Annotated in this window: 21 protein-coding genes, 1 pseudogene and 1 riboswitch; of the genes and pseudogenes, 9 read left to right on the top strand and 13 right to left on the bottom strand. The window is 43.6% G+C overall.

The annotated features are described in order from the left end of the window. Positions 1–417: 417 nt before the first annotated feature. Positions 418–672, top strand: a complete 255-nt coding sequence (locus AC0VYE_RS15315; protein ID WP_076268320.1) for a hypothetical protein — start codon at positions 418–420, stop codon at positions 670–672. A gap of 513 nt (positions 673–1,185) precedes the next feature. On the opposite strand, the gene AC0VYE_RS15310 is transcribed toward AC0VYE_RS15315, so the two are convergent. Both AC0VYE_RS15310 and AC0VYE_RS15305 read right to left on the bottom strand, forming a co-directional pair. Then, the gene (locus AC0VYE_RS15310) at positions 1,186–1,473 is read right to left on the bottom strand and encodes a hypothetical protein (protein ID WP_475448980.1); all 288 of its coding nucleotides are present in this window, start codon (positions 1,471–1,473) and stop codon (positions 1,186–1,188) included. An 860-nt stretch (positions 1,474–2,333) separates the two neighbouring features. Beyond that, positions 2,334–2,642 carry a hypothetical protein gene (locus AC0VYE_RS15305; protein ID WP_475448978.1) on the bottom strand — a complete coding sequence of 103 codons (309 nt, stop codon included), beginning with the start codon at positions 2,640–2,642 and terminating at the stop codon, positions 2,334–2,336. A 547-nt stretch (positions 2,643–3,189) separates the two neighbouring features. Here AC0VYE_RS15305 and AC0VYE_RS15300 point away from each other — a divergent pair. Continuing rightward, positions 3,190–3,438, top strand: coding sequence for a DUF2642 domain-containing protein (locus AC0VYE_RS15300; RefSeq protein ID WP_339208868.1), 249 nt, complete (start codon positions 3,190–3,192; stop codon positions 3,436–3,438). A 164-nt stretch (positions 3,439–3,602) separates the two neighbouring features. Here the strand turns inward: AC0VYE_RS15300 and AC0VYE_RS15295 are convergent, their stop codons facing one another. Further along, positions 3,603–4,976, bottom strand: a complete 1,374-nt coding sequence (locus AC0VYE_RS15295; protein WP_475448976.1) for an MFS transporter — start codon at positions 4,974–4,976, stop codon at positions 3,603–3,605. A gap of 244 nt (positions 4,977–5,220) precedes the next feature. Between AC0VYE_RS15295 and AC0VYE_RS15290 the strand changes: the two genes are divergently transcribed. The 4 genes and pseudogenes from AC0VYE_RS15290 to AC0VYE_RS15275 all read left to right on the top strand — a co-directional run bounded on the left by AC0VYE_RS15290 (position 5,221) and on the right by AC0VYE_RS15275 (position 6,760). Further along, positions 5,221–5,700, top strand: coding sequence for a MarR family winged helix-turn-helix transcriptional regulator (locus AC0VYE_RS15290; RefSeq protein WP_475448974.1), 480 nt, complete (start codon positions 5,221–5,223; stop codon positions 5,698–5,700). Between the two features lie 168 nt (positions 5,701–5,868). Beyond that, positions 5,869–5,982: a sporulation protein YjcZ gene (locus AC0VYE_RS15285; RefSeq protein ID WP_083681988.1), complete on the top strand. Its 114-nt coding sequence runs from the start codon at positions 5,869–5,871 to the stop codon at positions 5,980–5,982. 199 nt (positions 5,983–6,181) lie between these two features. After that, a pseudogene (locus AC0VYE_RS15280) lies at positions 6,182–6,604 on the top strand (NucA/NucB deoxyribonuclease domain-containing protein); the annotation flags it as partial. 9 nt (positions 6,605–6,613) lie between these two features. Beyond that, complete coding sequence (locus AC0VYE_RS15275) at positions 6,614–6,760, top strand: excalibur calcium-binding domain-containing protein (RefSeq protein WP_256710905.1); 147 nt, start codon at positions 6,614–6,616, stop codon at positions 6,758–6,760. Positions 6,761–6,805: 45 nt separating this feature from the next. On the opposite strand, the gene AC0VYE_RS15270 is transcribed toward AC0VYE_RS15275, so the two are convergent. Both AC0VYE_RS15270 and AC0VYE_RS15265 read right to left on the bottom strand, forming a co-directional pair. Further along, a complete protein-coding gene (locus AC0VYE_RS15270; protein WP_076268313.1) occupies positions 6,806–8,020 on the bottom strand; it encodes an MFS transporter in 1,215 nt (404 codons plus the stop codon). A gap of 50 nt (positions 8,021–8,070) precedes the next feature. Further along, positions 8,071–9,609 carry an FAD-dependent oxidoreductase gene (locus AC0VYE_RS15265; RefSeq protein WP_475448971.1) on the bottom strand — a complete coding sequence of 513 codons (1,539 nt, stop codon included), beginning with the start codon at positions 9,607–9,609 and terminating at the stop codon, positions 8,071–8,073. A 150-nt stretch (positions 9,610–9,759) separates the two neighbouring features. Between AC0VYE_RS15265 and AC0VYE_RS15260 the strand changes: the two genes are divergently transcribed. The 3 genes from AC0VYE_RS15260 to AC0VYE_RS15250 all read left to right on the top strand — a co-directional run bounded on the left by AC0VYE_RS15260 (position 9,760) and on the right by AC0VYE_RS15250 (position 12,403). After that, positions 9,760–10,611 (top strand): MBL fold metallo-hydrolase, encoded by an 852-nt coding sequence (locus AC0VYE_RS15260; RefSeq protein ID WP_475448970.1) that lies wholly within the window; start codon positions 9,760–9,762, stop codon positions 10,609–10,611. 313 nt (positions 10,612–10,924) lie between these two features. Beyond that, on the top strand, positions 10,925–11,980 hold the full coding sequence (locus tag AC0VYE_RS15255; protein WP_475448968.1) for a DUF418 domain-containing protein: 1,056 nt from the start codon (positions 10,925–10,927) through the stop codon (positions 11,978–11,980). 261 nt (positions 11,981–12,241) lie between these two features. Continuing rightward, the gene (locus AC0VYE_RS15250; protein WP_179089800.1) at positions 12,242–12,403 is read left to right on the top strand and encodes a hypothetical protein; all 162 of its coding nucleotides are present in this window, start codon (positions 12,242–12,244) and stop codon (positions 12,401–12,403) included. Between the two features lie 114 nt (positions 12,404–12,517). Here AC0VYE_RS15250 and AC0VYE_RS15245 read toward each other — a convergent pair whose 3' ends face one another. The 8 genes from AC0VYE_RS15245 to AC0VYE_RS15210 form a co-directional block, all read right to left on the bottom strand. Beyond that, positions 12,518–13,309, bottom strand: a complete 792-nt coding sequence (locus tag AC0VYE_RS15245; RefSeq protein WP_475448966.1) for a glucosaminidase domain-containing protein — start codon at positions 13,307–13,309, stop codon at positions 12,518–12,520. A 207-nt stretch (positions 13,310–13,516) separates the two neighbouring features. After that, a complete protein-coding gene (locus tag AC0VYE_RS15240; RefSeq protein ID WP_475448964.1) occupies positions 13,517–14,383 on the bottom strand; it encodes a TatD family hydrolase in 867 nt (288 codons plus the stop codon). Continuing rightward, positions 14,384–15,181, bottom strand: coding sequence for an ABC transporter ATP-binding protein (locus tag AC0VYE_RS15235; RefSeq protein ID WP_475448962.1), 798 nt, complete (start codon positions 15,179–15,181; stop codon positions 14,384–14,386). A gap of 2 nt (positions 15,182–15,183) precedes the next feature. Continuing rightward, positions 15,184–15,957, bottom strand: coding sequence for an ABC transporter permease (locus AC0VYE_RS15230; protein WP_076268308.1), 774 nt, complete (start codon positions 15,955–15,957; stop codon positions 15,184–15,186). Further along, positions 15,947–16,249 (bottom strand): thiamine-binding protein, encoded by a 303-nt coding sequence (locus tag AC0VYE_RS15225; protein WP_076268307.1) that lies wholly within the window; start codon positions 16,247–16,249, stop codon positions 15,947–15,949. The genes AC0VYE_RS15230 and AC0VYE_RS15225 overlap by 11 nt, the downstream gene beginning before the upstream one ends. Positions 16,250–16,315: 66 nt before the next feature. Beyond that, entirely contained in the window at positions 16,316–17,356 is a 1,041-nt protein-coding gene (locus AC0VYE_RS15220) for an ABC transporter substrate-binding protein (protein WP_475448960.1), read from the bottom strand. Positions 17,357–17,540: 184 nt separating this feature from the next. Then, a riboswitch (TPP riboswitch) is annotated at positions 17,541–17,653 on the bottom strand. Positions 17,654–17,791: 138 nt separating this feature from the next. Continuing rightward, positions 17,792–19,264 carry a glycosyltransferase gene (locus AC0VYE_RS15215; RefSeq protein WP_475448958.1) on the bottom strand — a complete coding sequence of 491 codons (1,473 nt, stop codon included), beginning with the start codon at positions 19,262–19,264 and terminating at the stop codon, positions 17,792–17,794. A 91-nt stretch (positions 19,265–19,355) separates the two neighbouring features. Then, positions 19,356–20,438, bottom strand: coding sequence for a GerAB/ArcD/ProY family transporter (locus tag AC0VYE_RS15210; protein WP_475448956.1), 1,083 nt, complete (start codon positions 20,436–20,438; stop codon positions 19,356–19,358). Positions 20,439–20,443: the final 5 nt, after the last annotated feature.

Here is a 20,443-nt window from a genome sequence, read left to right as displayed (position 1 = left end):
TCTACACTCTTTGCACCTTTCTTTCACCTATATAATGAAATTAACAAACGAGGTACTCCATACAAATTTTAGATTTTACGTTTTGCTAAGTCGAACAAATAAAGGCAATATTAAATTAATGATATAGTACTATTTCCCTTGAACGAAATATTATTATGTGATCGTTTTAACAGTTTACGATAACCAGCTAAATTAAATTTATTTAGGAATCTGACGTTTTTAATATCTGATTACAGTGACTGATGTGCAAATTTGCTAGGAAACATCCTGATGGCTCTTCTTTCTGATTTACTTTTAATTTTATATTACTTATCAACCTATCATTTCAATGTATCTCAAAAAAAAGGCATCATTTAAGTCACAATCTATCATCCTCCAGCATTTGATATAGAGTCTAGTGAAAGCGAGGTGATAGATATGTCTTCTGTAGGTATTCCTTTAGAACCTGATTTAGTATTAGTATCCTGGACAAGAAACCCGCTTATTCCCGGTTCTGCTCGCAGGATTACTGCTTCCCGTGTCATCGGCAGTGCTAAACCTTGTGAAAGCAAACTAACTTCAGGCTCGCTCCTTATCCCTGCAATAAAATGCTTGAAAAAGAACGGCTTTATTGTAGTAGTTAGTAAGAGAACAACAGCTGTATCCGGCTATTTACTGTTACAACGCGGATAGCATAATTTTTATTTATGATTTGATTTATGAATTGGCTCTTCATCGGGGCCCTTTTTTTTAGTATCTTCTCGTTCCGGTTCTAACGATGTAACACTTTAGATGAAGTCTCAATTTCTGATTCTACATCAGTCCAACATTATCAGCCTATTTTTGCTCAAATTGTGTATTCTTACTTTGTTTGGTATGTTAAAATTTAGTGGAATTATCAAAGAATTTTTCGAGAGAAGGCATTGCGATGAGTAGAAATAGAAAGAGAAGTAGAAATTATGTATTCGAATTTTTTCTATTAACATTACAGTTAATAGTTATCGTTTTAAATTTTATTAAAATAGCAAAACAAGACGACTCAGAATCTTGATTTTCAATATGAACCAGCTTCATAGTTAAATAATCCTACATATGTCCCCTACCACACGAATCACACGAATCTTGATCACGAACACACGAAAGAGCCCACAGATTTATCCGAAGGCCTTTCATCTTCACTTATTTAATTGCCATTGCTATTACGTTTCAACACTTTAGCTCTTTGGAGTCTTGAAGTGGATTGTTTTGAGAAGCGATAGCAGCAGCTTGTGCTTGTTGTAGTAATTGTTGTGCTGCTTGAATATCTTGTTGTTCTTGTTTCACTTGTTGTTGAGCCTGTAAAACATGTTGAATCTCCGTTTGCAGGAGCTGCTCCGCTTCTAGTAATTGTTGACTCTCTACTTGCATCAATTGATGCGCCACTTGAACCTCTTGCTGTGCTTGCTGCAATTGTTGATTTTCTAGAAGATCAGCAGCTTCCTTTTTAACGCTCATTGAATGAACCTCCAATAATTATTGTTATAGTGCTTTATTGCCCAATAATTATGGTGCTCATATTTACATTTTTTATGCTGAAAATGATTTCGGTTTAGGTATTACCTGTCTTTAATAAGGATCAGTACATCGATTTATAAAATTAATCTAAGGATCTGATCACTCATGGACTCAGATCTCTTGATCATATTCTGCGTTAATGGAGTTTCTTGAAGAAAAGCAAGAAAAAGAAGTCGCTGATGTTCATAGTGATGATTAAGATAAAAAAGTGCAAAGTTAGTTCTTCAATACCCGATAATGTAGCAAGCGTCAGCAAAAAATCATCGTTACGTAACCAAAACAAAGAGGGCTTGCTCAGAAGTAGATCTATCTACGTTTGGAAAAGCCCTTACTTTGTTTGGTTGATAAGGATTTTCTTTGATTTCACTATGCTCTCTCCTACTAGACCTATAGCTAACGAACTCAGCAGTTCTTATTCAACCCATTTATAAGGAATTAAAATTTTAACGAACTCCAGAGACGTTATTTGGACAAAAATAACGCTTAACACCCTCTTCAGCAAGCTATAACGTCTATACGGTTCGTTAAAGCTTCAGAAAGGCAGTTTTATGCTAAATAAGCAGGATACAGTTCGTTAGAGATAGATGTGAGTTTAGGATGTTATACGATTTCGGTGAGATCAGTGAGACGAATGAGTGAAATGAATCCGAACGTGATTGCCGTCAGGTTTGGATAAAGAATAACCAGCGATGCAGGCATAACCCCCAGCACCGCTATTATTTAATGTTATTCAGCTTTTTTGTTCAAATCGAGCAGCTGCTCCAGCGAACATAACTACTTATAGTACGTCCGCTTTTCATTTATTGTTGAACATTAAACAACTGTTCAACTTTTTTAATCGCTTTATTCAGTAAAATAGAAATTAAATTGGAGGAGTAACCAAATAAAAATAACATCACATTTGTACTGCTCAAATCCAAGTTTTGAGTCTCGCCTGGCGTAAATAGTACTCCTAAAAACAATACGGGTATAAACATCGCTACGAGTATTCTAGTCATGCTTTTACTGTAAACGACCATGGAGTCCGTTATGAAGTATAATAGCGCCCCCATAACGCTAACGAGAAAATATTTTAAATAATTTGTTACATAAACATTTATATTTTGCATAGGATCAGCACTATTATAGGAATCGATAAATACAAAAAGACCCGAGTATATCAATATACAGAAAACTAATAATATGTAGGTTACATTTAAGTTTAAACGTGTAGATAAGCTGCCGTATGCTAGGTTTTTCCCGCTTTTATGGTCTGCTAAAATAATGTCCATTTTATCAAGATTGAATTTAAACAAGGTTAGTTTTCGTTCTAGCTTTGCAGAATCCGTTTCTTTAATCTTATCTAACTCCTAGTACAGTGATTGGCATTTACTTATGATCAAGACGCCAATATTATCGTACTCTTTTGCTCTCTCCGAAATTAAATTAATTCTTTCAGCCAGTGATTCCTTTGTAATTCTCAATCTTTTTCCCCCTGTATCTACTGTAGTTCTCATATTTTAGTATTATCGGTTTTTTAAAAATAGTATGTTATACCTAATTTATTACTTAAATGCATGTCAAACGAATCGAATAATGATACAGCGTTTTAGCCCACTCCATGAACTAGACATCTGCATATGATGGGTTAGAACCTATATTTAAGGAGTGGATAATTTGTATCAACCGAGCAACGTCAGTCCAGTTCAGAGTAATCCTGTTCAAATTCAAACTGTATCGGCCATTGATCCTTATGTAGTAGAAGCCCTCATGCGCTTAACTGGTCGCTGCGTATTACTCGAGACAACGAGGGGAGCAATCGAAGGATCTATCATTGACGTAAAACCAGACCATGTGCTCCTGCAATTACACAGCCGTCAGGCTTGCGTCCGAATCGCTGAAATTGTATGGACAATGCCATTATAAATCGAACAAAGGGGTGCTCCCCTAGTAGGAAAACCTACTTGGCGAGCACCCCTATTTCTTATGAATGCTGTTACTTTATTTTTTTAGATTCTCCAGTGAATTCAATCCATGGAAGGCTTTGCTTCATTTATTTATTTCGTTGTTTGATACTACGCTAGTAAAAATTATTGATTTGCTCGTGCAACAGCTTTAGCTGCTCCAAACTGCAGACGATATATAACGATTGCAACAACTATTACAATACTTAGTACAACAAAAATATTACTGTACACATACGCTGTTGAATTCGTCACAATCGGATTTAAGTGAAAGGATGATGAACCTTTATCAAGCAATTTGCCAATTAGGCTCATCGCAATGGCACCAGAGATAAAGTTGATCATCGATAACAATCCCATGCCTACACCCGTCTCTTCTTTCGGTAACGTCCGAGATATCGTATTCGACATCGCAATTTGCATGAAGGTTTGTCCAACATTGCCCGCTATGAGTATGAGCGCTATCACGTACGGAGACACTCCAATAAATGTAGATAAAAGCACGAAGCATGAGAAAATTAACAAAGCTGCGATAGAAACGAGTGTAAAGTTGCCGCGTTCGTCAGCCAATTTGCCGCCCCTGCGTCCCATGATCGCGGAAGCAATCGCTGCTGGAAACAGGACAAAACCAATGCTGCTAGGCGATAAATGATTTAATGCTGTTAAAAATTGCGGTGACATAAACGTTAAACTGAAGCTCATCGCTGTCGTTATGAAAGCTATAAACAACCCAATAGAGTAATTTTTGTTACGAAATAGTCTTGGCTGAATAAAGGGATTGTCCGTAGTCCTAATCCGGATAATAAATAAAACGAGCAGCACAATCCCCGCTGCGAAGAGTAAGCCGCTGCTCTGCGTAATCGCAAGCAAGAAGAACGCAACCGCCGCAGCAAGCAAGCCACCGCCAATAAAATCTATTTTCCCCGCAGTGCCTCTCGAATGATCCAAATATTTACGAAAGAAAGGAAGTGTGAGTAACGGAAGCAGCGATATAACAAACAAAAGCCTCCAGTTTCCTATACTTGTAATTAATCCTGCTACTACTGGCCCCATCGCACTTCCTAATGCAAGCCCAATGGCTGAGGTCCCTAGTGCCCTCCCCCTCTTCTCAGGCGAGAAATATCGAATGGGTATAATCATAGCTGTAGCTGGAAGCACCGAAGCGCCAGCCGCTTGCAGAATGCGACCGGCAATAATCATCCAATACTCGGTAGCAAGCAATCCGATGAGCGAGCCGAGAGCAAAGACGATGAGTCCATACGTCAGCAAATCCTTTAAACGATATTTGTCCGCTAGTTTCCCAAACACGATTGATCCAATCGCATATAACACCATATACGACGTCATAATCCAGCTCACTTGTGAAGGAATCAGATTAAACTCCTCTCCGATTGCCGGAAGAGCCACATTAAACATCGTGCCATTCATGACTGAAAATATTAAAGTAACAACGAGTACTCGCAGCAGCTTGTCCCCATTTTTAAATTCCGAACCAACCATGCTATTCCCTCCAATAATTATCATTTTGATCCTATATTAAATTGCCTTCCATTTTAGTGAGTATCCTCACTATATTATATTACTGAGGATACACACTAATATGAGAGGTGTCAAGATATGAAATAATGAGATAGCTGTTATTAGCTAATAACGTATGCGAAGTTTTGCAACTTGAAAACTATCAGCTAAAATAGAAAATAAACAGCTCGGCGATACCGATTATACGTCGAACAAGGAGGCAATTATGTTTACACACTCGGACAATCCGGTACCCATAGACATCATTCATGTATTAATGAGGGCAACACACTATATTCAAAGAGAATTTGAAACACAATTATCCGCGCTTAACATGCCTTATCAAATTACCGGCCCAAGGCTGCGCCTTCTATCTGTCGTCTACAAAGCCGGGAAAATTCGCATGAATGAACTAGCATCTGAACTAGGCATTAAAGCGCGTACCGTTACCGATTTTGTTGATGCTCTGGAACGGGATAAACTTCTTATCCGAATCCCCGATCCGACTGATCGTCGAGCTACGCTGTTAGAGCTCACAGAACTCGCGCAAGCGAATATAAGTCAAGTTCTAACATTTCAAGCTGAAATTGCAGAGCAATTATTAAGCAACTTCTCCACTGAGCAGCGTCAACAATTTTTTGACCTTTTATTGCAGCTCATTGAAAATAAGGATATCTCTAATCCTTCTGCACACGTTTTAAAATAAAGCATATCCCATATGCTGAATTCCTAATAAATCTCCAAATTCTCCATCACAAAAGGCTCTCATAGGCTAGTGACATATATAAAATGTCTCTATGACAAACACCCAATCAAAAAGAAAAAGTGGAGCATAACCTATAGAATCTTCAATTCAAAGGAGGTGCTATGAAAAATGTCCGGTCACGTTGGCGGTGCTTTCACTAACACTGGTACGATTCTGGTCCTTTTCATCTTGTTGGTTATTATCGCTTGCACTTGTGGTGCATTCGGCGGTTACGGCAGATAACCCTCTAAACACTGAGCTGCTAAATTATCCTCATACACTTCCTCCGAAGACCTACTCGATAGGTCTTCTTTTTTTCTCCGCTAAATTCATTTTGTATTCGAAATTATCCGTTTTTGCACAGTATTGTAAACCTCATCCTATCCGCGACTGCAAGCTGTATTGTATGATGGTTTCAAATGACTAGAAATGGAGACACATCATGAGATCATTGTTAGTCGCATTACTCACCCTCACGCTTATCCTCACAGGATGCGGACAATTCATTATCAGTTCTGATTCAAACCCGGCTCCCACTGCTTCAGAGTATGGGATGACGATTCATTTGCCTACTGATCGTTATCCAGAGACGATGGCGCATATTGCAGCAGCCATTCATGCAGGTGCTTCTGCGGTTTGTACGATCGATCGAGATGGCGCTAACGCTAATCGTGAAGCCTCGTTACGGGGTATTCCAACCAAAAAGGGCTATGATCGAGATGAATGGCCGATGGCCATGTGCAAAGAAGGCGGTGCTGGTGCGGATATCGCTTATGTTTCTCCTAAGGATAATCGCGGCGCTGGTTCGTGGATTGGAAATCTTTTGACTGATTTAGAGGACGGAACGCGTGTATTATTCGTTGTTGATGAAGCGATGGAGCAGCCGAAGCCAACAGAAGAAACCGTTTATTATGCCAATTGTGCAGCGGCTAAAGCAGCTGGAGCCGCGCCTTTACATAAAGGAGACCCCGGATACTCCTTGAAATTGGATCGTGATAAAGATGGGATAGCATGCAGCTAACCCATCCTCGAAATGCTTCGTGCAGCTGATCATAGATAATCCTTCTCACGACGCCGATTTTTGCTTGCTAGGCTTAATGGTCAGCAAGGCTAGTATGGAGCAAAGCAATGCAAATCCCGCAAACAAATAAAATAACAATGCTTCGTTTTTGAGCAATACTGATGCAATCAATGGACCTACGGCTACGCCTATAAAACGTGTGCTGCTATACAGCGAGGTAATGGTGCCTCGCTGTTTTTTCTCTATCCCTTCCGTTATTAAAGCGTCCAAGCTCGGCAAGGCTAATCCAATACCTGCTCCGCTTATAAACATAAAGGTAATTAGAAAAAATATCCCTTTTGTATTGATGATTCCACAAACCAGCATCATCCCCGCAAGTACAGCAGTGCCAATGACAATAAACCACTTCATTTTCGCTTTGTTTTCACCTACAATTTTTCCAGTGATAAACGAAGCAAGGCATATGGCGCTTAAAGGAATAGCTAGCAGCAATCCTTTCCAAATGCCTTCGATTTTGTAATGGTCCTCTAAGACTGATGACAAGTAATATAGAAATCCGAACATAATGAACATTGCAAGACCACCGATGGCAAAGGTTGCATAAAGCCAGTGGCCCTTCTCAGCGAGTATCGATTTAATGGATTGAAAAAACTTCTTTAAACTGCTCTCTTCTTTTTTCTTTTGCTTTGATTTAGGCTCCTTTACAAGGAAAATAACCCCAATGATTGAAATTAAAGATATGAACGGAATAACAGCGAGCGGCAAATACCATATAACAAGGGCAAGCGCCGAACCTAATACCGGACTGAGCACTTTTCCAAATGTATTGGAGGTTTCAATCATCCCGAGTCCGCTGCTTACTTCCTCCTCGCTCTCGAACATGTCGCCTACTAACGGAAGGACAATTGGAAAAGCACCTGCAGCCCCAATCCCTTGTATAAATCGACCTGCCAAAATGACCGCATAAACGTGGGAATGCATCAACCATGCTGCTAAGCCTGATATTAGTCCTCCGATCGCTGCTATGGACAAGCCTATAATAATGACTATTTTCCGTCCGTAACGATCTGACAGATATCCAGCAATTGGAATACAAATAATCGAGACTGCAGCATAAACCGTTATGATTAAGCTCGACTGCACAGAAGAGATATTCAGTTTTTTCTTCATTAAGGGCAATACGGGAATCAACATTGAGTTAGCGAGCGTCATAATTAATGGAATGGATGCTAAAGCTGCTAAGTCCCACTTTTTTTTCACAGATGTACTCCTTTCTTATTTGGAATGGTTTGACGTATCTGGGTTCATTTTTAATGCCGAAGATGCAAGGTTTTTAAAGGCTCTTCTGCTGGCCCCTCCATCACATCGCCATTAATCGCAAATCTTGAGCCATGACAAGGACAATCCCATGTGCGATCCCCATTATTCCATTCCACTTCACAGCCCATATGTGTGCAGGTTGTATCCACGAGAAATAATTTTCCATCTTCTGATTTGTAAGCTCCTGCTCTTTTTCCATGCAAAAGCACGACACTGCCTTCATCCAGTGCCAAATCCTCCGGACGCTTATGAGCCATTTCGAGTTTGCCCGCGATAAGATGCTTCGCCACATCGGCGTTATCTACAATAAGATTCGCAATCGTTCCGAGCGACATCGAGCGTGAAGGCGCATAAAGCTCCTCATATGCATTATTCTTCTTCATAATTAAATCTCTAATAAGTAAAGCGGCGGCTGTACCATTCGTCATGCCCCATTTACGATAGCCTGTCGCAACAAAAACATTAGTGGAAGATTCCGTTATTCGGCCAATATACGGAATTTTATCACCAGTAACAAGATCCTGGGCCGACCAACGATACGCAATTTCCTTTATCCGAAAATGCTGCACTGCGTATCTTTTCAGCTCCTCATAATAATTAATTGTACAAATCCCTTGGCCTGTTTTATGGCTTTGACCACCAATGAGGAGCAGCCTTGTGTTTTTCGACGTTTCTACATAGCGAATGGAGCGCTTCGGGTCCTCAGCGCTTATGTACATGCCGTCTTTAATGTCATCCTCAACATGAATGCCGAGTACATAGGAACGATCTGCATGCATTCTTGAGAAATAAAATCCATGCCCATCAAAGAATGGAAAATGAGTACAAGATACGACATGCTTACATTTGATTCGGTGTCCTTTGCTTGTAATCACTTCCGGCAATGGGCCTGTTTCTACATCAATAGCTGTCGTTTTCTCATAAATAAATCCACCTGCTTCTACGAACTTCCGTACAAGCTCATACAAATATTGCAATGGATGAAACTGCGCTTGATCCTGCATGATGACAGCCGCTTTGACTGGGATCTGCAAAGGAATTTGATCCGTGAAAGAGCCAGGAATGCCGAGCGACGAATAAGCAGACATCTCGTTCTCAAGCTTAGTTATGTATGCCTCTGAATCGGTATAAACATACGCGTCCTGTACGGAAAACCCGCATTCCATTTTATGCAGCTTGATCGTTTCCTTAATGAATTGAAGGGCGTCATTGTTCGCTTTGTAATATAATGCTGCCTTTTCCGCTCCAGCTTTCTGCATAAGTTCATCATAAATAAGATCATGCTGCGCTGTTATCTTTGCAGTTGTATGCGCCGTTGTTCCATTAAGAAGCTGACCCGCTTCTATGAGGGCAACTTTAAACCCTTCCTGAGCTAATAAATAAGCAGCTGTTACACCCGAAATCCCGCCTCCAACGACGGCAATATCGACCTCTATATTTTCTTCAAGTATGGCGTATGAAGATTGCCGACTCGACGTTTCTGACCAATAAGACTCCGGAAATTTGGGTAAATCATACGTTTTCTCCACGACCATCACCTCCTAGAAATAATGCACCTTAATTTGTACCAATCGCTATTATTTCATTCTAAAAATAAAGATCTGCTTAAGCCAAAAGCATAACCAATAGTCAATTGGACAGTTTATACAAGAGAATGATGAAAAAGGAGGCGTTTTACGTTGGAGAGCTCATTCGAGCATTCTTTTGTGCCGATAACGACTTCCGCTAGTGGAAATGGACTTGCTTATCGGCCTGATGTTTATTGTTACTCAATCCAATTCGTCAATATTTGTTTTGTTGGCGATCCGAAGAAACCAGAAGCTGGATGGGCTCTTATTGATGCAGGCATGCCAGGATCCGCCCATAAAATTATTAAAGAAGCAGAGGAACGCTTTGATTCTGCTCCTCAAGCGATTCTGCTTACTCATGGCCATTTCGATCATGTTGGTGCCATTATTGAATTGATCGAACACTGGAATGTGCCCGTGTACGCGCACAAGCTGGAGCTGCCCTATTTGACCGGAGAATCCGATTATCCGCCCGCGGACTCCTCTGTACATGGCGGTCTCTTATCTGAGCTTTCTACCTTCTTCCCCCATAAAGGAATTCACCTCGACGACAAAGTACATCCCTTTCCAACAGACGGCAGCGTGCCGGGGATGCCAGGCTGGAAGTATATTCATACGCCGGGGCATACACCAGGACATACTTCATTTTTCCGTCCTGAGGATGGCACTTTGATTGCTGGTGATGCATTTGCAACAGTTAAGCAGGAATCGCTATATAAGGTCATCACACAGGAGCAGGAAATTAGCGGTCCCCCTAAATACTTTACGACTAATTGGAAAGCCGCCGAGCAATCCGTTAGAACTCTCAAAGATCTGAATCCGAATTTGGCGATTACCGGTCACGGGGAACCGATGTTTGGCGCAACCTTGTCTGATAATCTCAAGCTCCTAACGAAAAAATTTAAAGAAATTGCAGTTCCGGAGCATGGACGTTTTGTTCCAAACAATAACCAGATACATTAGTCAGTTTACTTAAAAATAGGACGGAGCAGCTGCTTAATCTGCTCCGTCCTATTTCTGTTTCCACTTACAATGCATCTTACAATCTTGTCACCTTTAATGTCACTCTAATCGATGGCTGCCTATCGTTTTTTTATTTATGATAGGAAATAGATTATTGAACATCAGAGGAGGCAACAACTTATGAATCAATGGTTAAAAACGATAAGAACTGTCGCTGCTGTAATAATAGTTGTAATTTTCACAGGGAAAGATTCCTTTTAAAATAAATCCAAACCATTTTATATTCAAAGTAAAGATTAGGAGTGCATGCTGCTTGAACCCCATTTCTGGAAACAAACGAATTGAAACGCTTGATTATTTGCGAGGTTTTGCTTTAATTGGCATTCTGCTTGTCAATATTTTGCCCCTTCTTAACGTAGCGCCAGCTGAAGCGGGGACTGCTAATTGGTATATGTCTCGTATCCTCGATTTAACGGTAGAATCGCGTTTCTATGTCATATTCACCTTTTTATTCGGCGTAGGCTTTTATTTATTTCTATCTAGAGCGATCGAGAAAGGCAATAACGGCTACCTTTTATTTATTCGCCGGCTTATTTTTTTGCTAGCCATAGGATTTGTTCATCAGAAATTTCATCCTGGAGAGGCCTTGTTTCTTTACGCAATTGCCGGCTTTATCCTTCTTCCTTTCTACAAGCTTAAACCAAAAATCAATTTGATTATCGCTTTAGCGCTTATACTTCCTGCCGCCTTTCTAGGAGGCAAACTATTGCTTATTCTACCCTTGTTTCTGCTTGGGCTTACCGCTGGACAGTATAAGGTGTTTCAACGTCTTGCAGAGTCAAAATCTGCAATCCGCAAGCTGCATTGGATCTCTTTTGCAATGGCCGCTATTGGTGTCTTTATCCAGTGCCGTATACTTCCCGAGCAAAATGTTATGGTGATTGAAGAAGGCAGTTCTTCATCTGATATGATGTTGATGCAAATTTACCAAGGAGCAGCTGCATTTATAGGTCTTCTTGTCGCTTTATTTTATGTCACTACTCTTGTACGGGCTGTTCAGCATCCATTTATTCGTACGCTGCTCAAACCTTTAAGCGCCTATGGCCAAATGGCTTTAACCAACTATTTAGGGCAAACGATTATCGTGCTTTTGGCAGCAGCATTTTTTAATTTAAAAGGCATGCTTAGCCCTATTCAAACGACTCTGCTTTGCATCGGCATTTATATTATCCAAATGTTATTCAGTATGATCTGGCTCTCCTTTTTCAAAATGGGACCGATGGAATGGATCTGGAGAATCGCAACCTATTGGACGATTCCAGCCATTCGTAATGAGCGCTATTGTAAACAAACCGACAAACATTTTTAATGCTGCGTTAAGGTTCGTTTTTTATACTTAGAGACATCAACCCCACTGTTGATATATAGATCTAGGACACCGGCCCGCAGCGATGCGGGTCATTTTTTTGTTTGTTTTGGGCCGTTTGGTTTCATACAGCAGCCTCTTTGTCCCTTCAATTTTTGGAACCATATCACCCATAAAAACGTTATTACCGAATATACTCTCAAGAAGTGACTGCTTGCGAAGGAGGTTTTGCACCGGCAAAACCTAAGCTTTAGGAGGCGATTAATGATGGAAACGTTCGGCAGAGGCTGTCTTTACATTATTCTCGGTGTCTTGATCGTGATGGTGCTCGCTGTTATTGTTGGCGGTACAATTACCATTCCGTGGTACATTTTTATCCCCCTTGTCGTACTCGCTTTTTGGGCTGCATCCAAGAAAGGCAAATAAACTGCTCATTCCATAGCATGATTTCTAAACTGCACCACAAAAAGAGAAGCCAACGGATGATCCGCTGGCTTCTTGCTTATTTTATAGAGGATGGCAGAAGCTTAAATCGCTTAACTAACTGCCTGCTTTCACCTGCGACAGTAAGATGACTCGCGCAGCCGGCTCCCAACTAGCAGTTAACCCAAGCTCTGCGGACAGATCCCGTATTTGTACATAACCTGTTGCTTCGGACAAAATCGAGTCGAGCTCTTTGCCGTTTACGGTAACCTTTTTCCCCGTCCAATCAATCTTCGCTCCAAGCGCTTCACCAAGCAGCCTTGCCGGTACCCAAGTTGTACCCTTGAGCAAGTAGCCGTCTGAAATAACTTCTCCCTTGTACAATACAACAACAAGCTCTGCATCCTTCAGCTTCTCTGGCTTAGGCAGCGGCGTGCTTCCTAAAACATCATATTTTTTCAAACCATACTGCGTAATAATGGCTTTTAATTTGGCTGGATAAGCCGGATCTGTCGCATAGCCGCATGCGTACAGCATGTCAGCTTGCTGTTCTGGCGTCACTGCCTTGCGAACTCGCTCATAACGCGAAGTAGCCAGCAGTAAATCTAGATCCTTATAAAAATGATAGACGCTCTCATAGGCTCGGAAGGCAGCGCGCGTACTCTCGCTTCGGCCATCGACGACCTCCCATGTTCCTTTTACGACTGCTTCTCCGTGCCAATATGCATTCGTCTGTCCACTGCCCACCTTGATACCGCCTAAGTTGTACCACGGGTGAATAACACCGCCGGTTTCGAGTACATTTTGCGCTAAACGTACGGAAGGAAACATCGTTGATCCTTCTCGCCTTATTCTTATAACCGTCGGAGCTAATTGTTCAATAAATTGTTGTTTCGTCAGCTGTGCCATCGTCTGTCTCCTTTCTGCTGTCCACTTTGGCTTGCCATCTATTACCCTGTCCTTATCTTTGTATGCTGTGAAAGCGCAAGTGGCAATGGACAAAGTGGTATGAAAGGCTGTCTCTACCTATATGTTTTTTTGTATTTTAAATATAAAAGGGCCGCATCCTCAGATTATTCATTCTGATGGAGCGGCCTTTTCTGTATGAATGGAATACTATAGGAGTCCATAAAAGCGGCGCGTATTGGCTAGCATTATTTCCGCAACCTGCACAGCTGGCAGCTGCTTTATTTTCGCAATATGCTTTGCAGCATCTGCAGCCATTGCAGGCCGCGTCTGCTGACCCGCATAGATTTCCTCAAACGGCCATGGCCCATCCGTCTCTACCATCAGCAGCTCAATGGGATACTCCCTTACAAGCTGCTGTATTTCTGCCTCGTAAGCGACGTCTGGCGTTATTGACACCATGTAGCCGCTTGCCGCCATGCGGCGGATAACCTCAGCATCGCCCTTGAACCAATGAAAATGCGCTCTGCGAACGCCATGCCGCTCCAATATGTCGCAAGCTTTACCGGCATCCTCATATACTGCGTGCAGTACAATTGGACGATCCAGTTCGGCGGCCAGCGCAGCAAAACGATCCAGCAGCTGCAGGTATGGATTCTCATCAAAAACGATATTTCCCCCAGCTTGCTGCGCTTCTGTTCGCGTATAATACGGCAGCCCTACTTCGCCAATTGCAAACCGTTCCCCTGCTTCATGACGCAAACGAATCCAATCGAACAGCTCATCAAGCTCCTTATCGGCAGGTATGGGCTGCTCTGGGTGGAAACCATAAGCAGGGTGCACACGTCCTGCGTAACGCAGGGCAATGTCACGGTTCACAATAGACGATTCCAAATGCATAGATACGGCAATCACAGCTGCTACACCTTCTGCGAACACACGCTCTAGAAGCTCATCACGCTGCTCTGCTTCATACAAATCAATATGAATATGTGCGTCTATGCATGTGCCTTCCTGCTGAGAAGATTCCGAGTACAATTGCCCTTCGCGCGGATCATTGCTTGTTTGTATCGCCATCTATACGTTTCCTTCCTTCGCACCCGTCTTAAGCAGATCATAAATGCGCTGCTTCATCGCATAAAACCGTGGGTCTGTCCATAATGACTCATGACGCGGACGCTCGAATGGCACTTGAAATTCCTCCAGCACCACTGCCGGCGATGGAGACAGCACAATAATCCGATCCGATAGAAACAAAGCCTCTTCAATACTATGAGTAACGAGCAGCACCGATCTTCGGTTCAGCTCCCAGATCGACATAAGCCACTGCTGCATTTGCTGCCGCGTCAAAGCGTCCAATGCGCCAAACGGTTCATCTAGCAGCATGAGATTCTGAGGAGCAAGCAGTGCCCGGAGAAAAGAAACCCGCTGCTGCATCCCTCCAGACAGCACATGCGGATAAGAATCCGCATATTCCTGCAGCCCGATTCGCTCGAGCCATTCCTTTGTCCTTGCCTTCGCGAGTTTTTTATCAATGCCAGAGATCGTAAGCGACAACTCTATATTGCCGGCAACGGTTTGCCATGGAAGCAGCGACGATTGCTGCGGCATATAGGAAATATGTCCGCATTCACCCGTCGTTTGCTTGCCATCGATCCAAATTTCGCCTTCCGTAGGACGTTCCAGACCGCCGATAATTTGAAACAAGGTTGTTTTACCGCTGCCGGACGGCCCTACAATCGATACGAACTCCCCATCTGCTATTGAGATGGATAACCCGCCAAGCACCTCTTTGCTCATCTGTCCTTTACCAAACTTCATTCGAATATTTTGCGTTTGAAGCGTCACTGATTGATGCTCATCACGTTTGACCACTGTCAGCTCACCTCTTTCTCAGGGCGCCAACGTATGACAAGACGCTCCGCTAACGTTACTAAACCAAATAAAGTCAAGCTCAGCGCAACGATGATGGCAACTGCCGCAAATACACGATCTGGCATAAAACCTTTGGACGAAATAAGCATAAATGAGCCAAGACCCTTGTTTGTACCAAGCCATTCGGCAACAACCGCACTTAACACGCTATATGAAGCCGCAATCTTCAAGCCGGAAAACAAATGAACAATCGCATGAGGAAGCTCTAGTTTCCAAAACAGCTGCCATTTGCGAATACCGATCATTTGCAAATAGTTGCGAAGCTGTGCATCGGTATTCATAAGCCCGCTCAGCATGGCAACCGTGATGGGGAAAAAACATACCATGATGACCAGCAGCGCCTTTGGCAGCATGCCATAGCCTAGCAGCATCGTCAAAATTGGAGCAATCGCTATGATGGGTACGTTTTGCGATAGCACGAGCAGTGGATATACCGCCGATCGAACGCCGGGAATTAAATGCAGCAAAGCGGCGAGCAATAAGCCCACCGCCGATCCTCCTAAAAAGCCGATAAGTGTCAGCTGCACTGTTGCTCCCGTATGCATCATCAACCTCGGCCAAATAGCGATAGCTCCCTTCACGATTGATATCGGAGAAGGAATGAGCCATTGTTGAAATAATCCAAGCGATGCAGCTGCCTGCCAACAGGCAATCAGCACGATCAGCAGCGCTGCCGGTTTCCATATTTTCGACCAAATCGATTTCTTATTGCCCATCTGGATATTTCTCCAGCAGCCTGCCCATGGAAGCGCCGTTTGCCGGATTATAGTAAATTTTAATTTGTGAAATAACGGACGGGCAGCCCATCTCCGCCATCGCCTCGCTCATCGACTGCACGACGCTGAGCAGATGGCTCAGCTCACCCTCCATCGTCGTTTCAAGCGGTGCTACTCGGTAAGGAACACCTGCCGCTTTAATAATATCAATGGCACGATCTACGTAGGGAATAACGCTCTCGCCGCCTGGCGTTGTTGGTAAAATTTGAATGCTTACTAATGCATTAGCCATCGGATTTCCTTCTCTCTTTGTTGTATGTGAGAGCGGGCTTTCCCGCCCTCCGTATGTTCGAATTGCTTATTGTGGTAAAAACTCGTTCGTAAATGCCTTCTCTGCTTCAAGCTCCTTCTCCAGCAGCTTGTGCTCAAACATCCATGCCGCATAGTTTTCCCATACGCTCAACTTCTGTTCGCCCCAGCGCGGCGCGTCATCTTGATATTTGGAGCTTAACCATTTTTGGCTGGCGCGCACAAGCTCAGCGTTCAAATCCGGCTCAGCTTTTATTAAAATTTCTGCTGCATCCTCCGCATTGCTGATCGCGTATTGATAGCCTTTGGATACGGCAGCAGTAAACGCTTTGACGGTTTCCGGCTTATTCTTAATCAAATCTTCGTTCGTCACGATTACCGGCGTATAATAATCCAGTTTGTCGCTGTAGTCTGTTAAATAAACCATATTGATCTTCTCGCCGCGCAGCTCTGCTTCCACGCCAGTCCATGCGTAGTAAATCCATGCAAAATCAATATCCCGTTTCACTGCCGTAAAGAAGTCGCCGTCGCCGATGCTTATCATATTTACTTTGCTCACATCTGCGCCCTTCTCCTGCATAAGCGATTGAATGACCGCCTCTTCAACAGGAGCGCCCCAGCCGCCATACGTTTTCCCTTCAAATTTCTCAGGTGAATCGATTCCCTTTGCTAGCGGAGAAGCAAAACCTGAGGTGTTGTGCTGAATGACAGCGGCGATCGATACGAGCGGCACGCCGGCAATTCTCGCCATCGTGACTGACTCCTGATAGCTTACGCCAAACTGCACATTGCCCGAAGCGACCATTTGATCGGCACCGCTTTGTCCTGGTTGAATAATTTCAACATCCAGGCCTTGCTCCTTAAAAAAACCTTTATCTCTAGCTACATAAAGTCCGGTATGATTCGTATTTGGTGTCCAGTCGAGTACAACCTGTACCTTCTCTAGCGGCTTGTCCGCTGTTCCCTCTTGCTCTTTCGGCTGTTCGCCCTTGTTCCCAGCGCCACCGCCGCAGCCTGCCAGCGTCAATACGAACACTAGCATCGCGGCCACGATTTTCCACGACAAATGCCCTGTTTTTTTCTGATTCATGATGTTGTTCCCCTCTCCATGCTTCGATTCTTATAGGTGACGACTCCTCGTAGTATCCGGTTCCATGGCTGCATCATTCTAATCGCAACAAAAAAAAGCGTCCCCCTAATCCGGAGGACGCCATATCATTGGCTGTGCAGCTGTTTATACAGCAAATGCTTGATCAATTTGATCTCGCCTGCTTGCTAAACAGAGCTTCTGTCCCTACGCTGGCATTATCCAGATCAGGTTTAACGGGTCGGAATTGTATAGAAAATCCCCTCTCAGCCGGCCTAACCAGCTCCCCGGAACATATTCGGTTTCGTCAATACCATTCATTGTATAGCAAAACCCGCATTTAATGCTAGTTTTTTTTGAAAATGATTATCATCAAGCCACGATACTAATCCTCTTACTACATACGGCAGCCAGAACATGCAGCTCCTGCACCATCTGTTATTGTCCTAGATCCACATGCTCATCCCGCCATTCAACCTTTGCTTCTTCAGCAGCCTGCGAACTTTCAAAGTCTGCCTTTTCTTTGGTCTCTGCTGCAGGAGCAAGGCGTCCATATACGAGCAAATAAGCGGCTGTCAGCTCTTTTGACATCTCTTCAGACGTTAGCTGCTCTAGCAGATGGATGTATTCAAGCTGCTCCTGCGCTTTATTATCCGCACGTGTAATCTTCACATAGATAAAACCGGCCTGCAGATAAAGCTGGCTAACTTGTTCTGCGGAGTACTGTGATGCCGCTTGATGCTGTGCTTGTGCATTAGCTGGATTTAAATATTGCCGAATATTGTCGAAATAATAGCGATTGGCAAAGCACCCGACTAGCCAGCCCCCAGGCTTTAGAAGACGAACTAGACTTTTCATGGCTTGCGGTGTCCCGTAAGCATGAGCATCTCCGATTACGATGCCGTCAAGACCTTCAGCAGGCAGCCTCCAATCCTTCGGATCATTCGAGCGGAATACGGTAATTCCCGAAGCTTCTGCTACTCTAGCAGCCAGCTCGTTACGCTCAACTCCGTACCATATTGCGGATGGGAATTGCTTTTTCATATGCAAAATCGTAGCTCCGCACCCGCAGCCTATTTCCATAATCGAGCAATTCTCGCGCCTGTACTCATGCGATTCCCGCTCAATTACGGTGCTGAAATCCATTCGTATATACGTTGCATCACCAGGGTCAAAGCCCCATTTGGACATAAAAACTATAGCATTTTTTCTGAAGTTTTGTACATATTGTTCTGGCTCCGAGCTAAAGGAGATGCTCCCGTAATGATGTATAAACGTATCGCCGCACAGCATTAGCTTATATCCCGCCAGCCGGAGCCGCAGGCTATAATCATCATCTTCAAAGTTGCCGATTCCGAAAATCTCGTCGAGCGATCCCGTTTTCTCCCATGCCTCTCTCCGCAGCAGAAGGCAGTAGCCGACCAGCTTCACGCGCTCCTCCCATTTTGTTCTGTCAGGGTTGGCATGCAGTGCAGAAGCAAATAGCTCCATTTCATCTATCGTCGTATAGTCGACCGGGATCGTCGTCCAGTAGGAAGCCGAATTCGTAACGGGGCTGACTGCCCCAATTCGTTCATCACTAAATAAGCAGCGCTTGAGACCGTCAAGCCAGCTTGGCGTTACGATTGTATCGTTATTTAGCAGCAGCAGAAGATCGCCCGAGGCCGCGGCCAATCCTTGGTTGCAGCCCTTAGGAAAACCAGCATTGCAGCCATTGTCGATTACGATGATATCGCTCTCGGTTTTAGCCCATTTTACCGTATCATCCGTCGAACCATTATCTACAATAATCAGCTCATAGCTGCCTCTCTGCGTATGTCTCCGAATACTTTCCACACATTGTTTCGTGTATTCAAGCTTATTGTAGGTAACGAGAATAATGCTTGTCATGCAGCTATTGGCATCGCTCACGCGTATCCTCCTCAAGCAAGCATAAACGGCTCACTTACCCATAAAATATGTCAGCCTATCCGCTTGGGTGAGCACTGCGCACAACTTTCAATCATGCAGCCTTTTTGTATTTCTTGCGTATTCCAACGGCTAGCATAAGCAGCGGCAGCACAATTTGGAACAACGGCGCAATCTTCAGCGTAACATCGAGTCCAATCCAAATATGGGAAGTATTATTGGCTTCAATAAACGATGCCCCATAAATAATGAGACCAATAGGCAGCACACAATATCGGTAGGCAATACCAGTGATCATATTGAACATGAATACCGATGCCATGTATAGCGCAGTCATTTTGACATATAGACCGATGAACAGAAGCAAGGTTACAAGCACATCAAGCCTCTCCAATATATTAGCAAGCCTAATTAACTGTACAACCTCAAGCAGCGGCAGTGCTGTAAGCGAGGACAGCTCTGGCCCTAATACGCATAGCGTAATGATATTCATTAGGATTAGAAATAAGGACACGCCAATATAAGCCTTGTAAGTGACTGGCCCAATTCCTTTCTTCTCGCTCACGTGCTTCCAAAAAACGAAAAAAATAACCATTTGTCCAAATGGAAAAGATAATAAATCTGGAAAGGCCGCCTTCACGACAGGCCCAATCCCGTGTTCAAAAACGGGAAGCAAATGTGCTATTTTGGGCAACCTGGCAACAAACAGGAGTAAAATAATAAAAGCATAGCTGAGCGCTGCAATCGGAAATAGAAGCTGCACGACACGGACAAATACTTCCACTCCCTTGCTGACGGTATACGCTGCAGCGCTGATAATCAGCAGCATAACAATCCATTTCGGCGTAAAGGTGAGCAGCGCCGTCATCGTAAGCTCTCCGACGTCCCGTACGTTGCGCATCGATTCATAAGCAAACCATAACGCGTGAAGTATGCCTACAAAGCCGCCGATCCATTTTCCGAAGTGTATAACATATAGCTCAGCAAGCTCCGAATTTGGGGAGCGCTTCTGCACCTGAACGTACATAACGATAAGCAGCAGACCAGCAATCGCAGCAAGCGTCATCGCCAGCCAAGCATCCTGCTTCGCCTGTATGCCGAGCTCGAACAAAGGGGTGCTGCCTATCAAAAAAACGATGATCAAAATCGAAAGCTGGTTTTTGCCAATCTGCTGCATAGGGT

Source organism: Pristimantibacillus sp. Z349TD_6, from assembly GCF_056173205.1.
The sequence above is the reverse complement of the archived record's forward strand: the minus strand, read 5'-3'. Positions and strand labels throughout refer to the sequence as shown.

What these genes read in the sequence shown, in the direction of transcription:
- AC0VYE_RS15305 (WP_475448978.1), bottom strand. Translation starts at nt 2,642, where the DNA reads ATGCAAAATATAAATGTTTATGTAACAAATTATTTAAAATATTTTCTC.
- AC0VYE_RS15250 (WP_179089800.1), top strand. Translation starts at nt 12,242, where the DNA reads ATGATGGAAACGTTCGGCAGAGGCTGTCTTTACATTATTCTCGGTGTC.
- AC0VYE_RS15315 (WP_076268320.1), top strand. Translation starts at nt 418, where the DNA reads ATGTCTTCTGTAGGTATTCCTTTAGAACCTGATTTAGTATTAGTATCC.
- AC0VYE_RS15225 (WP_076268307.1), bottom strand. Translation starts at nt 16,249, where the DNA reads ATGGCTAATGCATTAGTAAGCATTCAAATTTTACCAACAACGCCAGGC.
- AC0VYE_RS15275 (WP_256710905.1), top strand. Translation starts at nt 6,614, where the DNA reads ATGGAGCAGCCGAAGCCAACAGAAGAAACCGTTTATTATGCCAATTGT.
- AC0VYE_RS15310 (WP_475448980.1), bottom strand. Translation starts at nt 1,473, where the DNA reads ATGAGCGTTAAAAAGGAAGCTGCTGATCTTCTAGAAAATCAACAATTG.
- AC0VYE_RS15210 (WP_475448956.1), bottom strand. Translation starts at nt 20,438, where the DNA reads ATGCAGCAGATTGGCAAAAACCAGCTTTCGATTTTGATCATCGTTTTT.
- AC0VYE_RS15245 (WP_475448966.1), bottom strand. Translation starts at nt 13,309, where the DNA reads ATGGCACAGCTGACGAAACAACAATTTATTGAACAATTAGCTCCGACG.
- AC0VYE_RS15290 (WP_475448974.1), top strand. Translation starts at nt 5,221, where the DNA reads ATGTTTACACACTCGGACAATCCGGTACCCATAGACATCATTCATGTA.
- AC0VYE_RS15285 (WP_083681988.1), top strand. Translation starts at nt 5,869, where the DNA reads ATGTCCGGTCACGTTGGCGGTGCTTTCACTAACACTGGTACGATTCTG.
- AC0VYE_RS15230 (WP_076268308.1), bottom strand. Translation starts at nt 15,957, where the DNA reads ATGGGCAATAAGAAATCGATTTGGTCGAAAATATGGAAACCGGCAGCG.
- AC0VYE_RS15240 (WP_475448964.1), bottom strand. Translation starts at nt 14,383, where the DNA reads ATGGCGATACAAACAAGCAATGATCCGCGCGAAGGGCAATTGTACTCG.
- AC0VYE_RS15295 (WP_475448976.1), bottom strand. Translation starts at nt 4,976, where the DNA reads ATGGTTGGTTCGGAATTTAAAAATGGGGACAAGCTGCTGCGAGTACTC.
- AC0VYE_RS15220 (WP_475448960.1), bottom strand. Translation starts at nt 17,356, where the DNA reads ATGAATCAGAAAAAAACAGGGCATTTGTCGTGGAAAATCGTGGCCGCG.